The following is a 17168-nucleotide window of genomic DNA, read 5'->3' as shown; positions in this document are numbered from 1 at the left end:
CCGTCACTTAATGGATGACTTATAGGTGGGCAAAGAATCGCTGAATTTACCTTAGGGGGGGAGCCGGATATCTTTGGGCGGAAGGTGCTGGTCTTGCCGGTGATTCCCCGCCGGCCCGGGGGACGAGTCAGTTCAAGGTGGCTCTCACTTCAACCGCGGAACGCCATGCGTAAAAGCTTCGGCACACGCGTCAGCAATCCTTATCAGACATTCAAAAAAATAACGGAGACCCCCAACCCTGCTAGCCAGGATGGATGGAAGAAGAAATGACGATGAGACCACGATGACTAAACCCACCAATATCGGACGTCGACAGTTCCTCAAGATTCTTGGCGTTGGGTCCGTTGCCGTTACGGCCTCGGCCTTGGGCATGGGTACAGCCTGGGCACAGGCTCCTGCCGGCGTGCGCCCCTACAAGCTGCTGCGTGCGAAGGAGACGCGCAACAACTGTACCTATTGCTCGGTAGGGTGCGGCCTCCTGATGTATTCGCTGGGTGACGGTGCCAGGAACGCGAAGCCCCGCATCTTCCACATCGAGGGGGATCCCGATCACCCGGTCAGCCATGGATCGCTCTGCCCCAAGGGCGCGGGGCTGCTGGACATCGTCCATTCGAAGAACCGGCTGCAGTATCCGGAATACCGTGCGCCGGGGTCGAAGGAGTGGGTGCGCATCAGCTGGGACGACGCGACGAAGCGCATCGCCCGCCTGCTGAAAGACGACCGCGACAAGAACTTCATCGCGCGCAACGAGAAGGGCCAGCTGGTGAACCGCTGGCTGAGTTCGGGCATGCTCGCCTCGTCGGCGGCCTCCAACGAAACCGGGGTTCTCGACTTCAAGTTCGCCCGCTCGCTCGGCATGCTGGCGCTGGACTGCCAGGCGCGCCTGTGCCACGGGCCAACGGTTTCGGCGCTGGCGCCGTCCTTCGGCCGCGGTGCGATGACAAACCACTGGGTGGACATCAAGAACGCCAATGTCGTCATCGTCATGGGCGGCAACCCGGCCGAGGCGCATCCGGTCGGCTTCAAATGGGTGATCGAGGCCAAGATCAAGAACAAGGCCAAGGTCATCGTCATCGATCCGCGCTTCAACCGCACCGCCGCGGTTGCCGATATCTTCTCGCCGATCCGGGCGGGATCGGACACGGCCTTCATGATGGGCATGGTCAACTGGCTTCTGCAGCACGACAAGATCCAGCATGACTATGTGCGCGCCTACACCAACGCGTCGCTGATCGTGCGCGAGGATTTCGGATTCGACGAAGGACTGTTCTCGGGCTTCAATGCCGAGAAGCTCGTCTATGACAAATCCTCCTGGAACTATGAACTCGACGGGGCGGGGAACGCGAAACGCGATCCCTCGATGCGCCATCCGCGCTGCGTGCTGAGCCTGCTGAAGCAACACGTTTCACGCTACACGCCCGAGAAGGTCGAGGAGATCACCGGCGTCAGGAAGGCCGACTTCCTGCAGATCGCCGAGATCGTCGGCACGTGCTCGGCGAAGGACAAGACGCTGACCTGGCTTTATGCGCTCGGCTGGACGCACCATACCGGCGGCGCGCAGATCATCCGCGGCGCGGCGATGATCCAGCTGCTGCTGGGCAACGTCGGCATGTCCGGCGGCGGCGTGAATGCGCTGCGCGGACATTCCAATATCCAGGGCTATACCGACCTTGGCCTGCTGTCGTTGCGGCTGCCGGGCTATATGGACCTGCCCACCGACAGGCAGCAGACGCTCAAGCAATACCTGGCCGATGCCACGCCCAAAGCCCTGCTGCCGGACCAGGTGAACTACTGGAAGAACCTGCCCAGGTTCTTCGTCTCGCTGCAGAAGAACCTGTTCGGCAAGCATGCCACGGCGGAAAACAACTGGGCCTTTGACCTGCTGCCGAAGTGGGACCACAGCTACGACATGCTGGCGTATTTCGACCTGATGTACGAGGGCAAGGTCAACGGCTATGTCGTCCAGGGGTTCAACCCGCTGGCGGCGATGCCCGACAAGAACAAGTCCTCGGCAGCGCTGTCGAAACTGAAGTTCCTCGTGGTCATCGACCCGCTGGTGACCGAGACCTCGAACTTCTGGCGCAACGAAGGCAAGTTCAACGACGTCAAGACCGAAGAGATCATGACCGAGGTCTTCCGGCTGCCGGCGAGCTGCTTTGCCGAGGAAGACGGCACGGTCGTGAATTCCGGCCGCTGGCTGCAATGGCACTACGCGGGCCAGCAGCCGCCGGGCGAGGCGCGGCATGATCCGGCCATCCTCGGCGGCATCATGATGGAGCTGCGGCGGCTTTACGAAAAGGAAGGCGGCGCCTGCCCCGAGCAAGTGTTGCACATGACCTGGGACGAGGAGACCTATCACGATCCCTACAGCCCCCACCCCGAGGAAATGGCCAAGGAAGCCAATGGCTACGCGTTGGCAGACGTGTTCGACGAGACCGGGAAGAAGATCCTGCGCAAGGGCCAGTTGCTGGATTCATTCGCGCAACTGCGCGACGACGGCACGACCTCAAGCTACTGCTGGATCTTCACCGGTTCCTGGACCGAGGCCGGCAACCAGATGGCCAGGCGCGACAACACCGACACCGGTCTTGGCAACACGCCGGGCTGGGCCTGGTCGTGGCCCGCGAACCGCCGCATCCTGTACAACCGCGCCTCGATGGACGAGATGGGGAACCCCTGGGACCCCAAGCGCCAGATCCTGCACTGGAACGGCGAGAAATGGGTGGGTGCTGACGTGCCCGACTTTCCGCTCAACGCGGCGCCCGGCACGCCCGTCGGACCCTTCATCATGCTGCCCGAAGGCGTGGGGCGCCTGTTCTCGGTCGGCGGCATGACCGACGGCCCCTTTCCCGAGCATTACGAGCCGGTCGAGAGTCCGATCGCGAAAAACCCGCTGCACGAAAAGGTCACCCACAACCCGACCGCCCGCATCTTCCAGAACGATGCGCAGCGCATGGGCAACCGCACCGAGTTCCCCTACGTCGCCACGACCTATTCGATCACGGAACTGTTCCGTCACTGGACCAAGCACTCGCATCTGAACGCCATGCTCCAGCCCGAGCAATTTGTCGAGATCGGCGAGAAGCTGGCCGCGGACAAAGGCATCGCCCATGGCGACACGGTGAAGATCACGACCAAGCGCGGCTACATCACCGCCAAGGCCGTTGTGACCAAGCGCCTGCGCACGCTCCAGGTGGCCGGTCAAACGGTCGAGCAGATCGGCATCCCCTGCCATTGGGGCTTCGAGGGGGCGACCCGCAAGGGCTATCTCGCTAACACGCTTGCCCCGGGCGTCGGCGATGCCAATTCGCAAACGCCGGAATTCAAGGCATTTCTCGTGAACATTGAAAAAGTAGCCGGAGCCCAGGCATGAACTCGCAGAACATCATCCGTCGCTCGGCCTCGTCGGAGCTGACACCGGCCCCTCGGATCCGCGACCATCAGATGGAAGTGGCCAAGCTGATCGACGTGTCGATCTGCATCGGCTGCAAGGCGTGCCAGGTCGCCTGCAACGAATGGAACGACCTGCGCGGCGACGTGCAGGAGAATGTCGGCGTCTATGACAATCCGCGCGATCTGTCGCCCAACACCTGGACCCTGATGCGCTTCACCGAGCATGAGGACCAGGCGGGCAAGCTGGAATGGCTGATCCGCAAGGACGGCTGCATGCATTGCGAGGATCCGGGCTGCCTGAAAGCCTGCCCGGCGCCCGGCGCCATCGTGCAGTATGCGAATGGCATCGTCGACTTCCAGTCCGACCTGTGCATCGGCTGCGGCTATTGCGTCGCGGGCTGCCCCTTCGATGTGCCGCGCATTTCCAAGAAGGACAACAAGGCCTACAAGTGCACGCTGTGCTCGGACCGCGTCTCGGTCGGGCAGGAGCCTGCCTGCGTCAAGACCTGCCCGACCGGCGCCATCGCCTTCGGCTCGAAGGCAGAGATGCAATCCCTCGCCGCCGAGCGCGTGGCCGAGCTGAACGAGCGCGGCTATGCCAAGGCCGGCCTGTATGACCCGGCGGGGGTTGGCGGCACCCACGTGATGTATGTGCTGCAACATGCCGACGACCCGAAGCGTTACGCGGGCTTGCCGAAGGACCCGGGGATCAGCCCGGTGGTCTCGGGCTGGAAGGATGGCCTGAAACCCGTCGCCGCCGTCGTCGGCGCGGCGGCAGTGGTGGGCATGGCGGCGCATTTCATGGCGGTCGGCCCCAACACCACCGAAACAGACGAGCACGACGCCCCGACTGACGGCGCGGCATAAGCGGAGACCGCAAATGGCGACCAACAACGGCATGATCCTGCGCACGAAATTCGCCGAGCGGCTGTGTCACTGGGCAATCGTGATCTGCTTCTTCCTCGCGGCGGTTTCGGGAATCTCGTGGTTCTTCCCGACGGTGAGCTGGCTGAGCGGCTTCCTTGGCACGCCGCAGATGGCGCGGTTGCTCCACCCGTTCCTCGGCATTGCGGTTTTCGCCGGGCTTTGCTACATGTTCGTGCGCTTCGTGGGCTACAACATGCCCGCGCGCACCGACGCAGTCTGGTTCCGCCGCGCCAGGGAGGTGCTCCTGAACCAGCATGGCGGCGAACCGCTGCAGATCGGCAAGTACAACGCCGGCCAGAAGGTGCTGTTCTGGCTCATCATGGCTTCGATACTGGCCCTGCTGCTATCCGGATTGATCATGTGGCGCGCCTATTTCGCCGAGTATTTCCCGATTCCCGTGCTCCGTCTGGCGATCCTGGCCCATTCCGTCGCGGGGATCGGGTTGATCCTGCTGATCGTGGGTCATATTTATCTGGCGATCTGGGTCCGCGGCTCAATCACGGGCATGGTGACCGGCTACGTCTCGCGTGCCTGGGCCAGGCAGCACCATGACCGCTGGTATGGCGAGCTGAAGGCGAAAGAGTCGAAAGCGAAGGGGCACGAGGCATGAGCCAACATCCGAACACGCCGGGAGCCCTGCAATCGGACCAGGCCTCCCGCCATTTCATGCCGGTGATCCAGCCAGACCTTGCGGGTCTTTACAGCCGCCGCGCCGCGCGCCTGCGCGCGCTGGCCGAAGGGCACGATCATGCCGATTACCTGCGTCTGGCCGCCCGCGTGGCGGAAGCGCAGGCGTCGCTCGTGCCCGAGGCCGGTGGGTCCGGCCCGATGGATGCCAGAGCCATCCCGCGTGAGGGGCATTGGGGTTCCCTGCTTGACCGCTTGATTGAGCGGCTTGCGCACGATGTTCCTGCCACGGTCGCCCCGCATCTTGCGGCGCTGCGCGACCTTCCTGCGGATGCCCGCCTTGGCGCCGCCCAGGCGCTGACCGAGGGTCGTTTTGAAGCGGTTCCAGCGGCAATCGCGCCCTTCCTCTGGGCATCGCTATCGCTGCAATGTGCCAGCGCCGCGCGGGCGGCTCCCGTGCCCGACAGCGGCCCGGCCGAGCACGCGTCTTGCCCGGTCTGCGGCACTGCCCCCGTGGCAAGCCTGATCCTGATCGGCGATCGCCAGGGCATGCGCTATCTGCATTGCGCGCTCTGCGAGAGCGAGTGGCACATGGTGCGGGCGAAATGCACCAACTGTGGCGCCGCCTCGGACCTCGACTACCTCAGCTTCGACACCGCCGAAGCCACGGTGCGCGCCGAAAGCTGCGGCGTGTGCCACGGTTATCTGAAAGTCATCTCGCTGGAACGCGACCCGCAAGCCGAGGCCGTCGCCGATGACCTTGCCACCCTGACCCTGGACGATGCTGTGACGGCGGAGGGCTATCAACGCACCGGGTTCAATCCCTTCGCTCTGCCGGGATGAGGCCGCAGGGCTCGCGCGGAAATCGTTTACATGGGTCAGGAGCTCGCCACCACCTCGACGACACGGCGACGAAGCCCGGGACAATGCCGATTCGCCGCTCACCGAAGTCTGGCGCGACCATGCGCGCCGGACTTCAGTGAGCTTCTCGATAGTGCCCCCTGGCCTGAGCATGTCCCGGGCGGGCGATGCGCATCGCCACCTGGTCCACTAGCGGTAGCGCTGGGCCATCTTCTCCATCGCCACCGGCTTGATGCGCGATGCCTGCCCGGCGCAGCCGAAGGCCTCGAAGCGCAGCTTCACCACGCTCCTCGCGCCCTTCTTGGCCGCCAGCAGAGCCTTGCGCGGATCGAACTCGCTGCGGTCTTCGGACAAAAACTTGCGGATCGCCCCGGTCATGGCCAGGCGGATATCGGTGTCGATATTCACCTTGCGCACCCCCATCCTGATGCCGCGCAGGATCTCCTCGACCGGCACGCCGTAGGTCTCCTTGATGTCACCGCCGTATTGCCGGATGATCTCCAGCCATTCCTGCGGCACCGAGCTGGAGCCGTGCATCACCAGGTGGGTGTCGGGGATCTGCTCGTGGATCTCGCGGATGCGGTCCATGGCCAGGATGTCGCCGGTGGGCTTCCGCGAGAACTTGTAGGCGCCGTGGCTGGTGCCGATGGCGATGGCCAGCGCGTCCACGCCGGTGCGGGCGACGAAGTCGCGCGCCTGCGCCGGGTCGGTCAGCATCATGTCGTGCGACAGCGTGCCCTCGGCACCAACGCCGTCCTCTTCGCCGGCCTGGCCGGTTTCAAGCGAGCCCAGGCAGCCCAGTTCGCCCTCCACCGATACGCCGACCGCATGCGCCATCTCGCACACGCGCCGCGTGACGTCGACGTTGTAGCCGTAGTCCGACGGGGTCTTCATGTCTTCGCGCAGCGAGCCGTCCATCATCACGCTGGTGAAGCCGAAGCGGATCGACGCCTGGCAGATCGCCGGGCTGGAGCCGTGGTCCTGGTGCAGCACGATGGGGATGTCCGGATGGGTCTCGGCCGCGGCCAGCACCATATGCCGCAGGTAGGCCTCGCCGGCGTACTTGCGGGCGCCGGCCGAGGCCTGCAGGATGACCGGGCTGTCGGTTTCCTCGGCCGCCTCCATGATGGCGTGGATCTGTTCCAGGTTGTTGACGTTGAAAGCCGGCACGCCGTAGCCGAACTCTCCGGCGTGGTCCAGCAACTGGCGCAAGGATATGAGTGCCATGGTGAAGCTCCTTTACTTGATGCGGATTCGATGAGGCTGGTTCAGGTGGCGGCGCGCTGCGCCAGCACGGCCAGTGCGGGCAGCGTCTTGCCTTCCAGGAACTCCAGGAACGCGCCACCGCCGGTCGAGATGTAGCCCACGCGCTCGGCAATGCCGTACTTGGCGATGGCGGCCAGCGTGTCGCCGCCGCCGGCGATCGAGAAGGCCTTCGAGTCGGCGATGGCCTGCGCCAGCACCCTGGTGCCGTTGCCGAACTGGTCGAACTCGAACACGCCGACCGGACCGTTCCAGACGATCGTGCCGGCGGCCTTGATCTGCTCCGCCAGCATGGCCGCGGTCTTCGGGCCGATGTCGAGGATCAGGTCGTCGTCAGCCACGTCCTTCACGTCCTTGACGATGGCGGCGGCACTAACGCTGAATTCCTTGGCACACACCACGTCGACCGGGATCGGCACCGAGGCGCCGCGGGCGGCCATGATGTCGATGATGGCCCTGGCATCGCCCACGAGGTCGGGCTCGGCCAGCGACTTGCCGATCCTCAGGCCGGCAGCCAGCATGAAGGTGTTGGCAATGCCGCCGCCGACGATCAGGTTGTCGACCTTGTCGGCCAGCGACTTCAGGATGGTCAGCTTGGTCGAGACCTTGGAGCCGGCCACGATCGCCACCAGCGGGCGCGCGGGCTGGCCCAGCGCCTTGCCCAGCGCGTCGATCTCGGCGGCCAGCAGCGGGCCGGCACAGGCGATCGGGGCGTACCTGGCGATGCCGTGGGTGGTGGCTTCGGCGCGGTGGGCAGTGCCGAAGGCGTCGTTGACATAGACATCGCACAGCGCGGCCATCTTCTGCGCCAGTTCGTCGCTGTTCTTCTTCTCGCCGGTGTTCATGCGGCAGTTTTCCAGCAGCACCACCTGCCCCGGCGGCACCTGGAAGCCGCCCTCGGTCCAGCCGGACAAAAGCGGCACCTGGCGGCCCAGCAGTTCCGACAGGCGGCGGCCCACCGGGGCCAGGCTGTGGCGCGGGTCGGGCGCCCCCTCCTGCGGCCGGCCCAGGTGCGAGGTGACCATCACCGCAGCGCCCGCCTGCAGGCAGGCCGCGATGGCAGGCACGGAAGCCCGGATGCGGGTGTCGTCGGTGATATCGCCCGCGGCATTCTGCGGGACGTTGAGGTCGGCGCGGATAAAGACCCGCTTGCCGGCCAGCCCGCCAGCGGCGAGCAGTGCGGCCAGCGTGTGCGGCGCCGCCGCGGATTTCGGTTGCGGGTCCGTAGCATGGGATAGGCTCATCATGGTCACCTGCTAGCGCGCATGGGCCAACGCCACCGCGGTATCGAGCATGCGGTTGGAGAAGCCCCATTCGTTGTCATACCAGGCCGACACCTTGACCAGCGTGCCGTTGACCTTGGTCAGGGTGGCGTCGAAGGTGGACGAGGCCGGGTTGTGGTTGAAGTCCACCGAGACCAGCGGCGCGGTGTTGTAGTCGAGAATGCCGCGCAGTTCGCCTTCGGCGGCCGCCTTCAGGATGCCGTTCACTTCCTCCACGGTGGTGGGGCGCGCGGCCACGAAGGACAGGTCGACCAGCGACACATTGATGGTCGGCACGCGCACGGCAAAGCCGTCCAGCCGGCCGTCCAGCTCCGGCAGCACCAGCCCGACCGCGGCGGCGGCGCCGGTCTTGGTCGGGATCATCGACATGGTGGCCGAGCGCGCCCGGCGCAGGTCCTCGTGGTAGACGTCGGTCAGCACCTGGTCGTTGGTATAGGAATGCACCGTGGTCATCAGGCCGTTCACCACGCCCAGCTTCTCGTGCAGCGGCTTGACCAGCGGCGCCAGGCAGTTGGTGGTGCACGAGGCGTTGGAGATCACCGTGTCGTTCGCCTTCAGCACGCCGTGGTTGACACCGTAGACGATGGTGGCGTCCACGTCCTTGCCGCCGGGGGCGGAGATGATCACCTTCTTCGCGCCGCCCTTCAGGTGGGCCGAGGCCTTTTCCTTGCTGGTGAAAAGCCCCGTGCACTCCATCACCACGTCCACCCCCAGTTCACCCCACGGCAGCTCGGCCGGGTTGCGCTGGGCCAGCACGCGGATCCAGTCGCCGTTGACGCGAAAGGCGTCGCCGTCGACCGAGACCTCGCCCGGGAAGCGGCCGTGTACGGTGTCGTACTGGGTCAGGTGGGCATTGGTGGCGGCATTGCCGAGATCGTTGATGGCGACGATCTCGATATCGTGCCGCTTGCCGCCTTCATAGTGGGCGCGCAGCACATTGCGGCCGATGCGTCCGTAGCCGTTGATGGCAACCTTGATAGTCATGCTGTCTCCTTTACTTGATCTTGGTATCCTTGCCGGTCGCGCCGGCGTAATTTCAGGCGGCTGGCGCCAGCCGCGCCGGCGTCAGCAGCGCCGGCAACGCCTCCAGCGAATCGACCAGCGCGTCGGCGCCCAGCGCCGCGGGCCCGCCGGGGCCGGCGTAGCCATAGCGCACCAGGCAGACCGGGATGCCGGCCGCGCGCGCCGCCGCCACGTCCACCGCGGAATCCCCCACCAACACGCCGTGCGCCGATTCGACTTCGAGCAAACGGCAAGCATGGCGCAGCGGTTCGGGGTCCGGCTTCATCTGTGCGATCGAATCGCCCGCCACCAGCACTTCCAGGTACGCCGCCAGCCCGGTCAGCGCCAGCAGCGGCGCCGCCAGCGCGCGCGGCTTGTTGGTCACACAGGCAAGCCGGTAGCCCTGGCGCCTGAGCATCTCCAGACCCGCCTCCACGCCCGGGAACACCGACCCGAGGCGGCCGTTGGTGTCTGCATAGTGGCGGTGGAACAGCGCCTCGGCATCCATAGCGTCCACCCGTGGCGCGAGCTGCGCGGTCTCCACCACACGCCGCACCAGGTTGGGAACACCACGGCCGATGAAGCCGGCCACGGTGCCGAACGGCAACGCCGGGCTGCCGAGGTCCGCCAGCATGCGGTTGGCGGCCTCGACGATGTCAGGCGCGCTGTCGACCAGCGTGCCGTCCAGGTCGATCAGCACCGCGGTGCATGGCAGGGATACGGTAGCCATCACTTGCCCTCCACCAGTGCGCGCGCGGCGGCCGCGACGTGCGCCGGGGTCAGCCCGAAGTGCTCGTACAGCGCCTCCGCCGGCGCGGATTCGCCGAAGGTGTCGATGCCCAGCGCCAGGCCCTGCTCGCCCACCACGCAGCGCCAGTACCAGGTGGCGCCGGCTTCGACGCTGACGCGCGGCAAGCCCGGTGGCAGCACGCTGTCCCGGTAAGCCGCGTCCTGCGCGTAGAACAGCTCGACGCAGGGCATGGACACCACGCGCGCGGCGATGCCGGCATCGGCCAGGTCCAGCGCCGCGCGCATGGCGATTTCCACCTCGGAGCCGGTGGCGATCAGCACCACGCGTGGCGACGGCACATCGCGCAGCACATAGCCGCCACGCGCGATATCCGCGCGCTGGGCCGCATCGCGTTCGAACGGCATCAACGCCTGCCGTGACAGCACCAGGCAGGTGGGGCCGTGCTCGCGCAGCAGCGCGGCCTGCCACGCATATGCGGTCTCGGCCCCGTCGCACGGGCGCCAGACCCGGTTGTTGGGGATCAGCCGCAGGCTGGCGGCGTGCTCGATCGGCTGGTGCGTCGGGCCATCCTCGCCCAGGCCGATGGAATCATGCGTCAGCACGTGCACCACGCGCAGGCGCATCAGCGCCGCCATGCGGATGGCATTGCGCGAGTAGTCGGAGAAGGTCATGAAGGTCCCGCCGTAGGGGATCAGCCCCCCATGCAGCGCAATGCCGTTCATCACCGCGGCCATGCCGAACTCACGCACGCCGTAGCTGACGTAGTTGCCGTGCCCTTCATGGTTGACCCAGACCGAAGCCTTCACGTTGGTCAGGTTCGAGCCAGTGAGGTCGGCCGAGCCGCCCAGCAATTCGGGCAAGGCGGGCGTCAGCGCCTCCAGGCAGAGCTGCGAAGCCTTGCGCGTGGCGATCTTGCCTTGCAGCGGCGAAGGCGCATCCAGCAACGCCATCAGTTCCGCATCGAAGCCTTGCGGCAAGCGGCCATTGACACGGCGCAGGAACGCCTCGGCCAGCTCGGGATGCGCGGCGCAATAGCCAGCGAAGCGCGCCTCCCATTCGGCCTCGCGCGCGGCGCCCTGCGCGCGCGCGTCCCAGGCGTCGGCCACATCCGCCGGCACTGTGAAGGGCTCGGCTTCCCAGCCCAGCGCCGTGCGCATGGCGGCGATCTCCGGCGCGCCCAGCGGTGCGCCATGCACATCGTGCCCACCGGCCTTGGCCGGCGCGCCCTTGCCGATCACGGTGCGGCAGCAGATCAGCGTAGGCCGCTCGCGCTCGGCTTTGGCCTCGTGCAGCGCAGCGTCGATGGCCTGCACATCGTGCCCGTCGACGGCGATCACATGCCAGCCGTACGCGGCAAAGCGCTTCGGGGTGTCGTCGCCGAACCAGCCGGCGACGTCGCCGTCGATGGAGATGCCGTTGTCGTCGTACAGGCAGATCAGCTTGCCCAGCCCGAGCGTGCCCGCCAGCGAGCAGGCCTCGTGGCTGAGCCCTTCCATCAGGCAGCCATCGCCGAGGAAGACATAGGTGTGGTGGTCGACGATGTCGAAGCCGGGCCGGTTGAAGGTGGCGGCCAGCAGCTTCTCCGCCAGCGCCATGCCGACGGCATTGGCCAGGCCCTGCCCCAGCGGCCCGGTGGTGGTTTCCACGCCCGGCGTCACGCCGAGCTCCGGATGCCCGGGCGTAGCCGCGTGCAGCTGGCGGAACTGGCGCAGTTGCGACATCGGCAGGTCGTAGCCGGTCAGGTGCAGCAGCGCATACTGCAGCATGGAAGCATGGCCGTTGGACAGCACGAAGCGGTCACGGTCGGGCCAGGCCGGGTTGGCCGGGTTGTGGCGCAGGTGGCGCCGCCACAGGGCTTCGGCCATCTCGGCCATGCCCATGGGTGCGCCGGGGTGGCCGGACCTGGCCTGCTCCACTGCGTCGGCGGCCAGGAAGCGCAGTGCGTCGGCGCAGCGCGCCGCGGAATCGATGCGTTCGGGTGCGTTCATCTCGGCTCCTTACAGCGCGGCGCGCTTGCGCCGCTCCATCATGCGTAGCACGAAGGGCGTGAAGATCAGCTGCATGGCCAGTTCCATCTTGCCGCCGGGCACCACGATGGTGTTGGCGCGCGACATGAAGGAGTCGTGGATCATGCTCAGCAGGTACTGGAAGTCGATCCCCTTCGGGTTGGCAAAGCGGATCACCACCATGCTTTCATCGGGCGCGGGGATTTCGCGCGAGATAAAGGGGTTGGACGTATCCACGCACGGCACCCGCTGGAAGTTCACGTGCGTGCGCGAGAACTGCGGGCAGATGTAGTTCACGTAATCCGGCATGCGGCGCAGGATGGTGTCGGTCACGGCCTCGGTCGAGTAGCCGCGCTGCTTCTTGTCGCGCCACAGCTTCTGGATCCATTCCAGGTTGATGACGGGCACCACCCCGATCAGCAGGTTGGGATACTGGGCGACATTGACCTCGCCGGTGACCACGCCGCCGTGCAAACCCTCGTAGAACAGCAGGTCGGTATCGGCCGGCAACGGCTCCCACTGGGTAAAGGTGCCGGGCTGCTGCCCGAACGGCGCCGCCTCCTCCGGGCTGTGCAGATAGTGCCGGTGCATGCCCGTGCCGGATTCCGCATAGGTGCGGAACAGGTTCTCCAGCTCGCCGAACAGGTTGTTCTCCGCGCCGAAGTGGCTGAAGTTCATATTGCCGGTGCGCTCGGCCTCAGCCATCTTGACCTTCATCTCGGCGCGGTCGTAGCGGTGGAAGCTGTCGCCTTCGATCACTACGGACTTCACGCCTTCGCGGCGGAAGATGTTCTCGAAGGTACGGGTCACCGACGTGGTACCGGCGCCCGAGGACCCGGTGATGGCGATAATGGGATAACGTTCTGACATGGCCAGACACCTCAGGCAGACGCGCGGAACAGGCTGCGCTCGTTGAACAGGGGACTCGGAAGGTCGGGATCGGTCTGGTCGGTGTGGTAGCCCTCGATCCGTTCCACTTCATGGCGCGAGCCGAAGATCACGCCGATACGCTGGTGCAGCGCGCCCGGCGCGACCGACATCAGCGTCTGCCGGCCCGTGCTGGCGCGCCCGCCGGCCTGCTCCATCAGGAAGGCGATCGGGTTGGCCTCGTAGAGCAGGCGCAGGCGGCCCGGCTTGGCGGGATCCTTGGTGTCGCGCGGGTACATGAAGACGCCGCCGCGCATCAGGATGCGGTGCGCCTCGGCCACCATCGACGCGATCCAGCGCATATTGAAATCCTTGCCGCGCGGCCCGCTCTTGCCGGCCATGCACTCGGCGATGTAGCGCTGCACCGGCGCTTCCCAGAAGCGGCTGTTCGAGGCGTTGATGGCAAATTCCTGGGTATCGGCCGGCACCCGCAGGTTGGGGTGCGTCAGGAAGAATTCCCCCAGGTTGGGATCGAGCGTGAAACCATTGACGCCGTTGCCGACGGTCAGCACCAGCATGGTGGTGGGGCCGTAGAGCGCATAGCCGGCCGCCACCTGGGCGCTGCCGGGCTGCAGGAAGTCCTGCTCGTTGACGGCACTCGCGCCTTCCGGGGCACGCAGCACCGAGAAGATGCTGCCCACCGAGACGTTGACGTCAATGTTGGACGAGCCGTCGAGCGGATCGAACACCAGCAGGTATTTGCCGCGCGGGTAGTGTTCCGGGATCTGGTAAGGCGCCTCCATCTCCTCCGACGCCATGCCGGCCAGGTATCCGCCCCACTCGTTGACGCGCAGGAAGGTGGTATTGCTCAGCACGTCCAGCTTCTGCTGGATTTCGCCTTGCACGTTGACGGCCCCCTCTTCGCCAGCTTGATTGCTGGCCTTGCCGTGCAAGCCCCCCAGCGCGCCGAAGGCAACCGCGCGCGCAATTTCCTTGCAGGCCATGGCAACGTTGAGTATCAGGCCGTTGAAGCCACCGCTGGCGTCCGGATAGCGGCGGCGTTCCTCGATCAGGAACTGCGTCAGGGTCATCCTTTGAACTTCAGGCATGACAGGTCTCCTCTGGATTGGCTATGTGTTCTTGTGTGGTGCCGGTGCGGGCGGCTACGTGATCGTGGCGGCCTCGCGCAGGCGGCGCAGGATGCTCCAGTAGCCGCCGTCGGCATCCGGCGCGCCGAACACGGCGCTGCCGGCCACGAAGGTGTCGGCGCCCGCACGGGCGATTTCTGCAATGTTGTCGGCCTTGACGCCGCCGTCGATCTCCAGCCAGACCGGCCGCCCGCCGGCGTTCACCTGCCGGTCGATGCGCGCCCGTGCCTCGCGCACCTTGCCCAGCACGCCCGGGATGAAGGCCTGGCCGCCGAAGCCCGGATTCACGCTCATCAGCAGCACCAGGTCGAGCTTGTCCAGCGTATGGTCCAGCCAGCCCAGCGGCGTGGCCGGGTTGAGCACCAGGCCGGCCTTGCAGCCGTGGTCGCGGATCAGGCCGATGGTGCGGTCCACATGGCGGCTCGCCTCCGGATGGAAGCTGATGAGGTTGGCGCCGGCCTTGGCGAACAGCGGGATCAGCGCATCGACCGGCTCCGCCATCAGGTGCACGTCGATGGGGATGGAGACCAGCGGCCGGATCGCCTCGCACACCAGCGGGCCGATGGTCAGGTTGGGCACATAGTGGTTGTCCATCACATCGAAGTGCACCAGGTCTGCACCGCCTGCCTCGACCGCGCACACCTCTTCGCCCAGGCGCGCGAAATCGGCCGACAGGATGGATGGCGCCAGGCGGATGGCGCGCTGGCTGCCATGGCCGGTGTTGGGTTCACTGGCATGCATGTCAGGTCGCCTCGATCAGGGTGCCGCGGTGCCAGGCGCGCAATGCGGCAAGGTCGGCCCAGCGGTGCGCCGCGCCCGGCACGTGCTGGGGCATGGGTTCGCCGGGATCGCCAAGATGCGGCAGCACCAGCAGCGCGCCCTCGAAGGCGTCCTGCGCGCTGAAGGCGGTGGGCGTGACCACGGTGGGGATGCCAGCCGCCCGGGCGGCGCGCAATCCGTTCCCCGAGTCCTCGATGGCCAGGCAATCGCCGGCCTCCAGGCCAAGCCGCTCCAGCACGGCCAGGTAAACATCGGGCGCAGGCTTCTTGATCGCGGTGGTGCCGGCGTCGCAGATGGCGGCAAAGCGCCGGCGCCAGTCCGCGCCAAGGTGCGCCTGCAGCAGCGCGTCGAGGTTGGCCGGCGTGGTGGTGGTGGCAATCGCGAGCGGGATGCCGGCCTCGCCGGCCTCCGCGATCAGGCGGGCTATGCCCGGGCGCAGCGGCAGGCCGCCCGCGCCCACGCGCTCGGCATAGTGGCGGGTCTTGATGGCGTGCACGGCGTCGATGGTTTCCTTCACCTTGCAGCCACGGGCCTCTTCCGGGTCGACCATGCGCCAGTAATGCATCAGGCGCTCCTTGCCGCCGGCCACCTTGAGCAGGCGCGTGTAAAGCGGCGCATCCCAGTGCCAGTCCAGGCCGACCTCGGCGAAGGCGGCATTGAAGGCTTGCAGGTGTGCGCTTTCGGTATCGGCGAGGGTGCCGTCGACATCGAAGATCAGGGCTTGCATGGCTTACTCCTTGGCCGGCGTCTGTGCGGCTGGCGCGGCCTTCGAAAACACACGGCTGGCGAGCAGGTCAGACGCCGTGATGGTGGTCAGGGCACGGTCGTCGACCACCGTGCCGGCATCGTCCAGCAGGCGCGAGGCGTGGCGCAGCCGCGCGCGGTCCAGCGCATTGCGCACGCTGCGGGCATTGGCGAAATGCGGCTGCGCCATGCGCCGGGCCAGGTAGTCGGCAAACACGGCGCGGCTCTGGTCGTCGAAGCGGTACTGCATTTCGGCGAGCATCAGGTCGGCGATCTGGCGCAACTCGTCGAGCTGGTAGTCGGGGAAATCGACATGGTGGGCAACGCGCGAGGACATGCCCGGGTTGGACTCGAAGAAGCGGTCCATGCGGTCCTTGTAACCGGCCAGGATCACCACCAGGTCGTCGCGGTTGTTCTCCATCACCTGCAGCAGGATCTCGATGGCCTCCTGGCCGTAGTCGCGCTCGTTCTCCGGGCGGTAGAGGTAGTAGGCCTCGTCGATGAAGAGCACTCCGCCCATGGCCTTCTTCAGGATCTCCTTGGTCTTGGGCGCGGTATGGCCGATGTACTGCCCGACCAGGTCGTCGCGGGTTACCGCCACCAGGTGGCCGCGCCGCACGTAGCCGAGCTGGTGCAGGATCTGCGCCATGCGCATGGCCACGGTGGTCTTGCCGGTGCCGGGATTGCCGGTGAAGCACATATGCAGGCTGGGCGCACCGGCGCTGAAGCCGCGCGCGGCACGCAGCTTGTCCACCAGCAGCAAGGCGGCGATATCGCGGATGCGCGCTTTCACCGGCTTCAGTCCGATCAGCTCGCGGTCAAGCTGGGCCAGCAGCTCGGTGATGCCCGAGCTGGCCAGCGATTCGGCCAGGGATCCGGGCAACGATGCGGCCTGCGCAGCCGGCGGCTGCAGCGGTGCGGTCGTTTCGGGTGCGGACATGGCAGGCTCCGTGAGGATCGTTCACCTCGATGGATTCGAGGCGCAGCTCCCCCCGGCGCGCAGCCTTGCGGCAGCGCAGCCGTGGGATTGCACAGTCAGGAAATCGCCTGCGCAGCGTCGTGGTAATGCCGCGCGGCGGTTCAGCCGGTGCCGCTCAGTAGCGGCTACCCTCGGGGCGCGCCTGCACGGCGTAGCTCTCGATCGAGTAGCGGATCGTGCGGCCGGGCTCTTCCTGGCGCACCAGGCGGAAGCCGGGCTCGTCGGCAGGACGATTCACGATGAACGACATCACCACCGACTCCACCGTAGGCGTCGAATCGAAGGCCGTGACGCGGATGTAGTGGTTGGGGAAGGTGCTGCGCGCGTTGTTGATCTCCAGCAGGATGCCGGCGGCATCGCGCAGGTCGAACATCGGCAGGCCGAACATCTCCCAGTAGGTATTGCGCGGATGCGGGTCGTCGGTGTACTCGATGCCGACCGCCCAGCCCTGGTTCAGGCAGTATTCAAGCTGGCTGGTGATCTGCGCGTCGGTGAGGTCGGGCAGGAAGGAAAAAGTGCCTTGAGTAATACGCATGA

At 66.4% G+C, this 17168-nt stretch carries 15 protein-coding genes; 4 read left to right on the top strand and 11 right to left on the bottom strand.

Annotated features, from left to right (window positions below; all coding sequences use genetic code 11):
• The first annotated feature begins 283 nt into the window (after nucleotides 1-283).
• From fdnG to fdhE, 4 genes are read left to right on the top strand one after another with little or no spacing between them, the layout of a single operon-like run.
• Complete coding sequence (gene fdnG / locus DN412_RS02590) at nucleotides 284-3373, top strand: formate dehydrogenase-N subunit alpha (protein ID WP_115013082.1); 3090 nt, start codon at nucleotides 284-286, stop codon at nucleotides 3371-3373.
• Entirely contained in the window at nucleotides 3370-4260 is an 891-nt protein-coding gene (gene fdxH / locus DN412_RS02585) for a formate dehydrogenase subunit beta (RefSeq protein ID WP_115013081.1), read from the top strand. Before fdnG ends, fdxH begins: the two co-directional genes overlap by 4 nt.
• Before the next feature lie 13 nt (nucleotides 4261-4273).
• Nucleotides 4274-4930 carry a formate dehydrogenase subunit gamma gene (locus tag DN412_RS02580; RefSeq protein WP_115013080.1) on the top strand — a complete coding sequence of 219 codons (657 nt, stop codon included), beginning with the start codon at nucleotides 4274-4276 and terminating at the stop codon, nucleotides 4928-4930.
• Complete coding sequence (gene fdhE, locus DN412_RS02575) at nucleotides 4927-5790, top strand: formate dehydrogenase accessory protein FdhE (RefSeq protein WP_115013079.1); 864 nt, start codon at nucleotides 4927-4929, stop codon at nucleotides 5788-5790. The genes DN412_RS02580 and fdhE overlap by 4 nt, the downstream gene beginning before the upstream one ends.
• Nucleotides 5791-5997: 207 nt before the next feature.
• Here fdhE and fba read toward each other — a convergent pair whose 3' ends face one another.
• The 11 genes from fba to DN412_RS02520 all read right to left on the bottom strand — a co-directional run bounded on the left by fba (nucleotide 5998) and on the right by DN412_RS02520 (nucleotide 17166).
• Entirely contained in the window at nucleotides 5998-7035 is a 1038-nt protein-coding gene (fba, locus tag DN412_RS02570; protein WP_115013078.1) for a class II fructose-bisphosphate aldolase, read from the bottom strand.
• 41 nt (nucleotides 7036-7076) lie between these two features.
• The gene (locus DN412_RS02565) at nucleotides 7077-8318 is read right to left on the bottom strand and encodes a phosphoglycerate kinase (RefSeq protein ID WP_115013077.1); all 1242 of its coding nucleotides are present in this window, start codon (nucleotides 8316-8318) and stop codon (nucleotides 7077-7079) included.
• Between the two features lie 9 nt (nucleotides 8319-8327).
• Nucleotides 8328-9338 (bottom strand): type I glyceraldehyde-3-phosphate dehydrogenase, encoded by a 1011-nt coding sequence (gene gap, locus DN412_RS02560; RefSeq protein ID WP_115013076.1) that lies wholly within the window; start codon nucleotides 9336-9338, stop codon nucleotides 8328-8330.
• 52 nt (nucleotides 9339-9390) lie between these two features.
• A complete protein-coding gene (gph, locus tag DN412_RS02555; protein ID WP_115013075.1) occupies nucleotides 9391-10086 on the bottom strand; it encodes a phosphoglycolate phosphatase in 696 nt (231 codons plus the stop codon).
• Nucleotides 10086-12095 carry a transketolase gene (gene tkt, locus DN412_RS02550; RefSeq protein WP_115013074.1) on the bottom strand — a complete coding sequence of 670 codons (2010 nt, stop codon included), beginning with the start codon at nucleotides 12093-12095 and terminating at the stop codon, nucleotides 10086-10088. The genes gph and tkt overlap by 1 nt, the downstream gene beginning before the upstream one ends.
• Before the next feature lie 9 nt (nucleotides 12096-12104).
• Nucleotides 12105-12983, bottom strand: a complete 879-nt coding sequence (locus tag DN412_RS02545; protein ID WP_115013073.1) for a phosphoribulokinase — start codon at nucleotides 12981-12983, stop codon at nucleotides 12105-12107.
• 11 nt (nucleotides 12984-12994) lie between these two features.
• Nucleotides 12995-14089, bottom strand: a complete 1095-nt coding sequence (locus DN412_RS02540) for a class 1 fructose-bisphosphatase (protein ID WP_115013072.1) — start codon at nucleotides 14087-14089, stop codon at nucleotides 12995-12997.
• Between the two features lie 54 nt (nucleotides 14090-14143).
• The gene (rpe, locus tag DN412_RS02535) at nucleotides 14144-14869 is read right to left on the bottom strand and encodes a ribulose-phosphate 3-epimerase (protein WP_115013071.1); all 726 of its coding nucleotides are present in this window, start codon (nucleotides 14867-14869) and stop codon (nucleotides 14144-14146) included.
• Nucleotide 14870: 1 nt separating this feature from the next.
• On the bottom strand, nucleotides 14871-15635 hold the full coding sequence (locus DN412_RS02530) for an HAD family hydrolase (protein WP_115013070.1): 765 nt from the start codon (nucleotides 15633-15635) through the stop codon (nucleotides 14871-14873).
• Nucleotides 15636-15638: 3 nt separating this feature from the next.
• Complete coding sequence (cbbX, locus tag DN412_RS02525) at nucleotides 15639-16592, bottom strand: CbbX protein (protein ID WP_115013069.1); 954 nt, start codon at nucleotides 16590-16592, stop codon at nucleotides 15639-15641.
• 154 nt (nucleotides 16593-16746) lie between these two features.
• The gene (locus tag DN412_RS02520; RefSeq protein ID WP_115013068.1) at nucleotides 16747-17166 is read right to left on the bottom strand and encodes a ribulose bisphosphate carboxylase small subunit; all 420 of its coding nucleotides are present in this window, start codon (nucleotides 17164-17166) and stop codon (nucleotides 16747-16749) included.
• Nucleotides 17167-17168 lie beyond the last annotated feature (2 nt).

Source organism: Cupriavidus lacunae (genome assembly GCF_003353055.1).
Classification (GTDB): Bacteria; Pseudomonadota; Gammaproteobacteria; order Burkholderiales; family Burkholderiaceae; genus Cupriavidus; species Cupriavidus lacunae.
The sequence above is the reverse complement of the archived record's forward strand: the minus strand, read 5'-3'. Positions and strand labels throughout refer to the sequence as shown.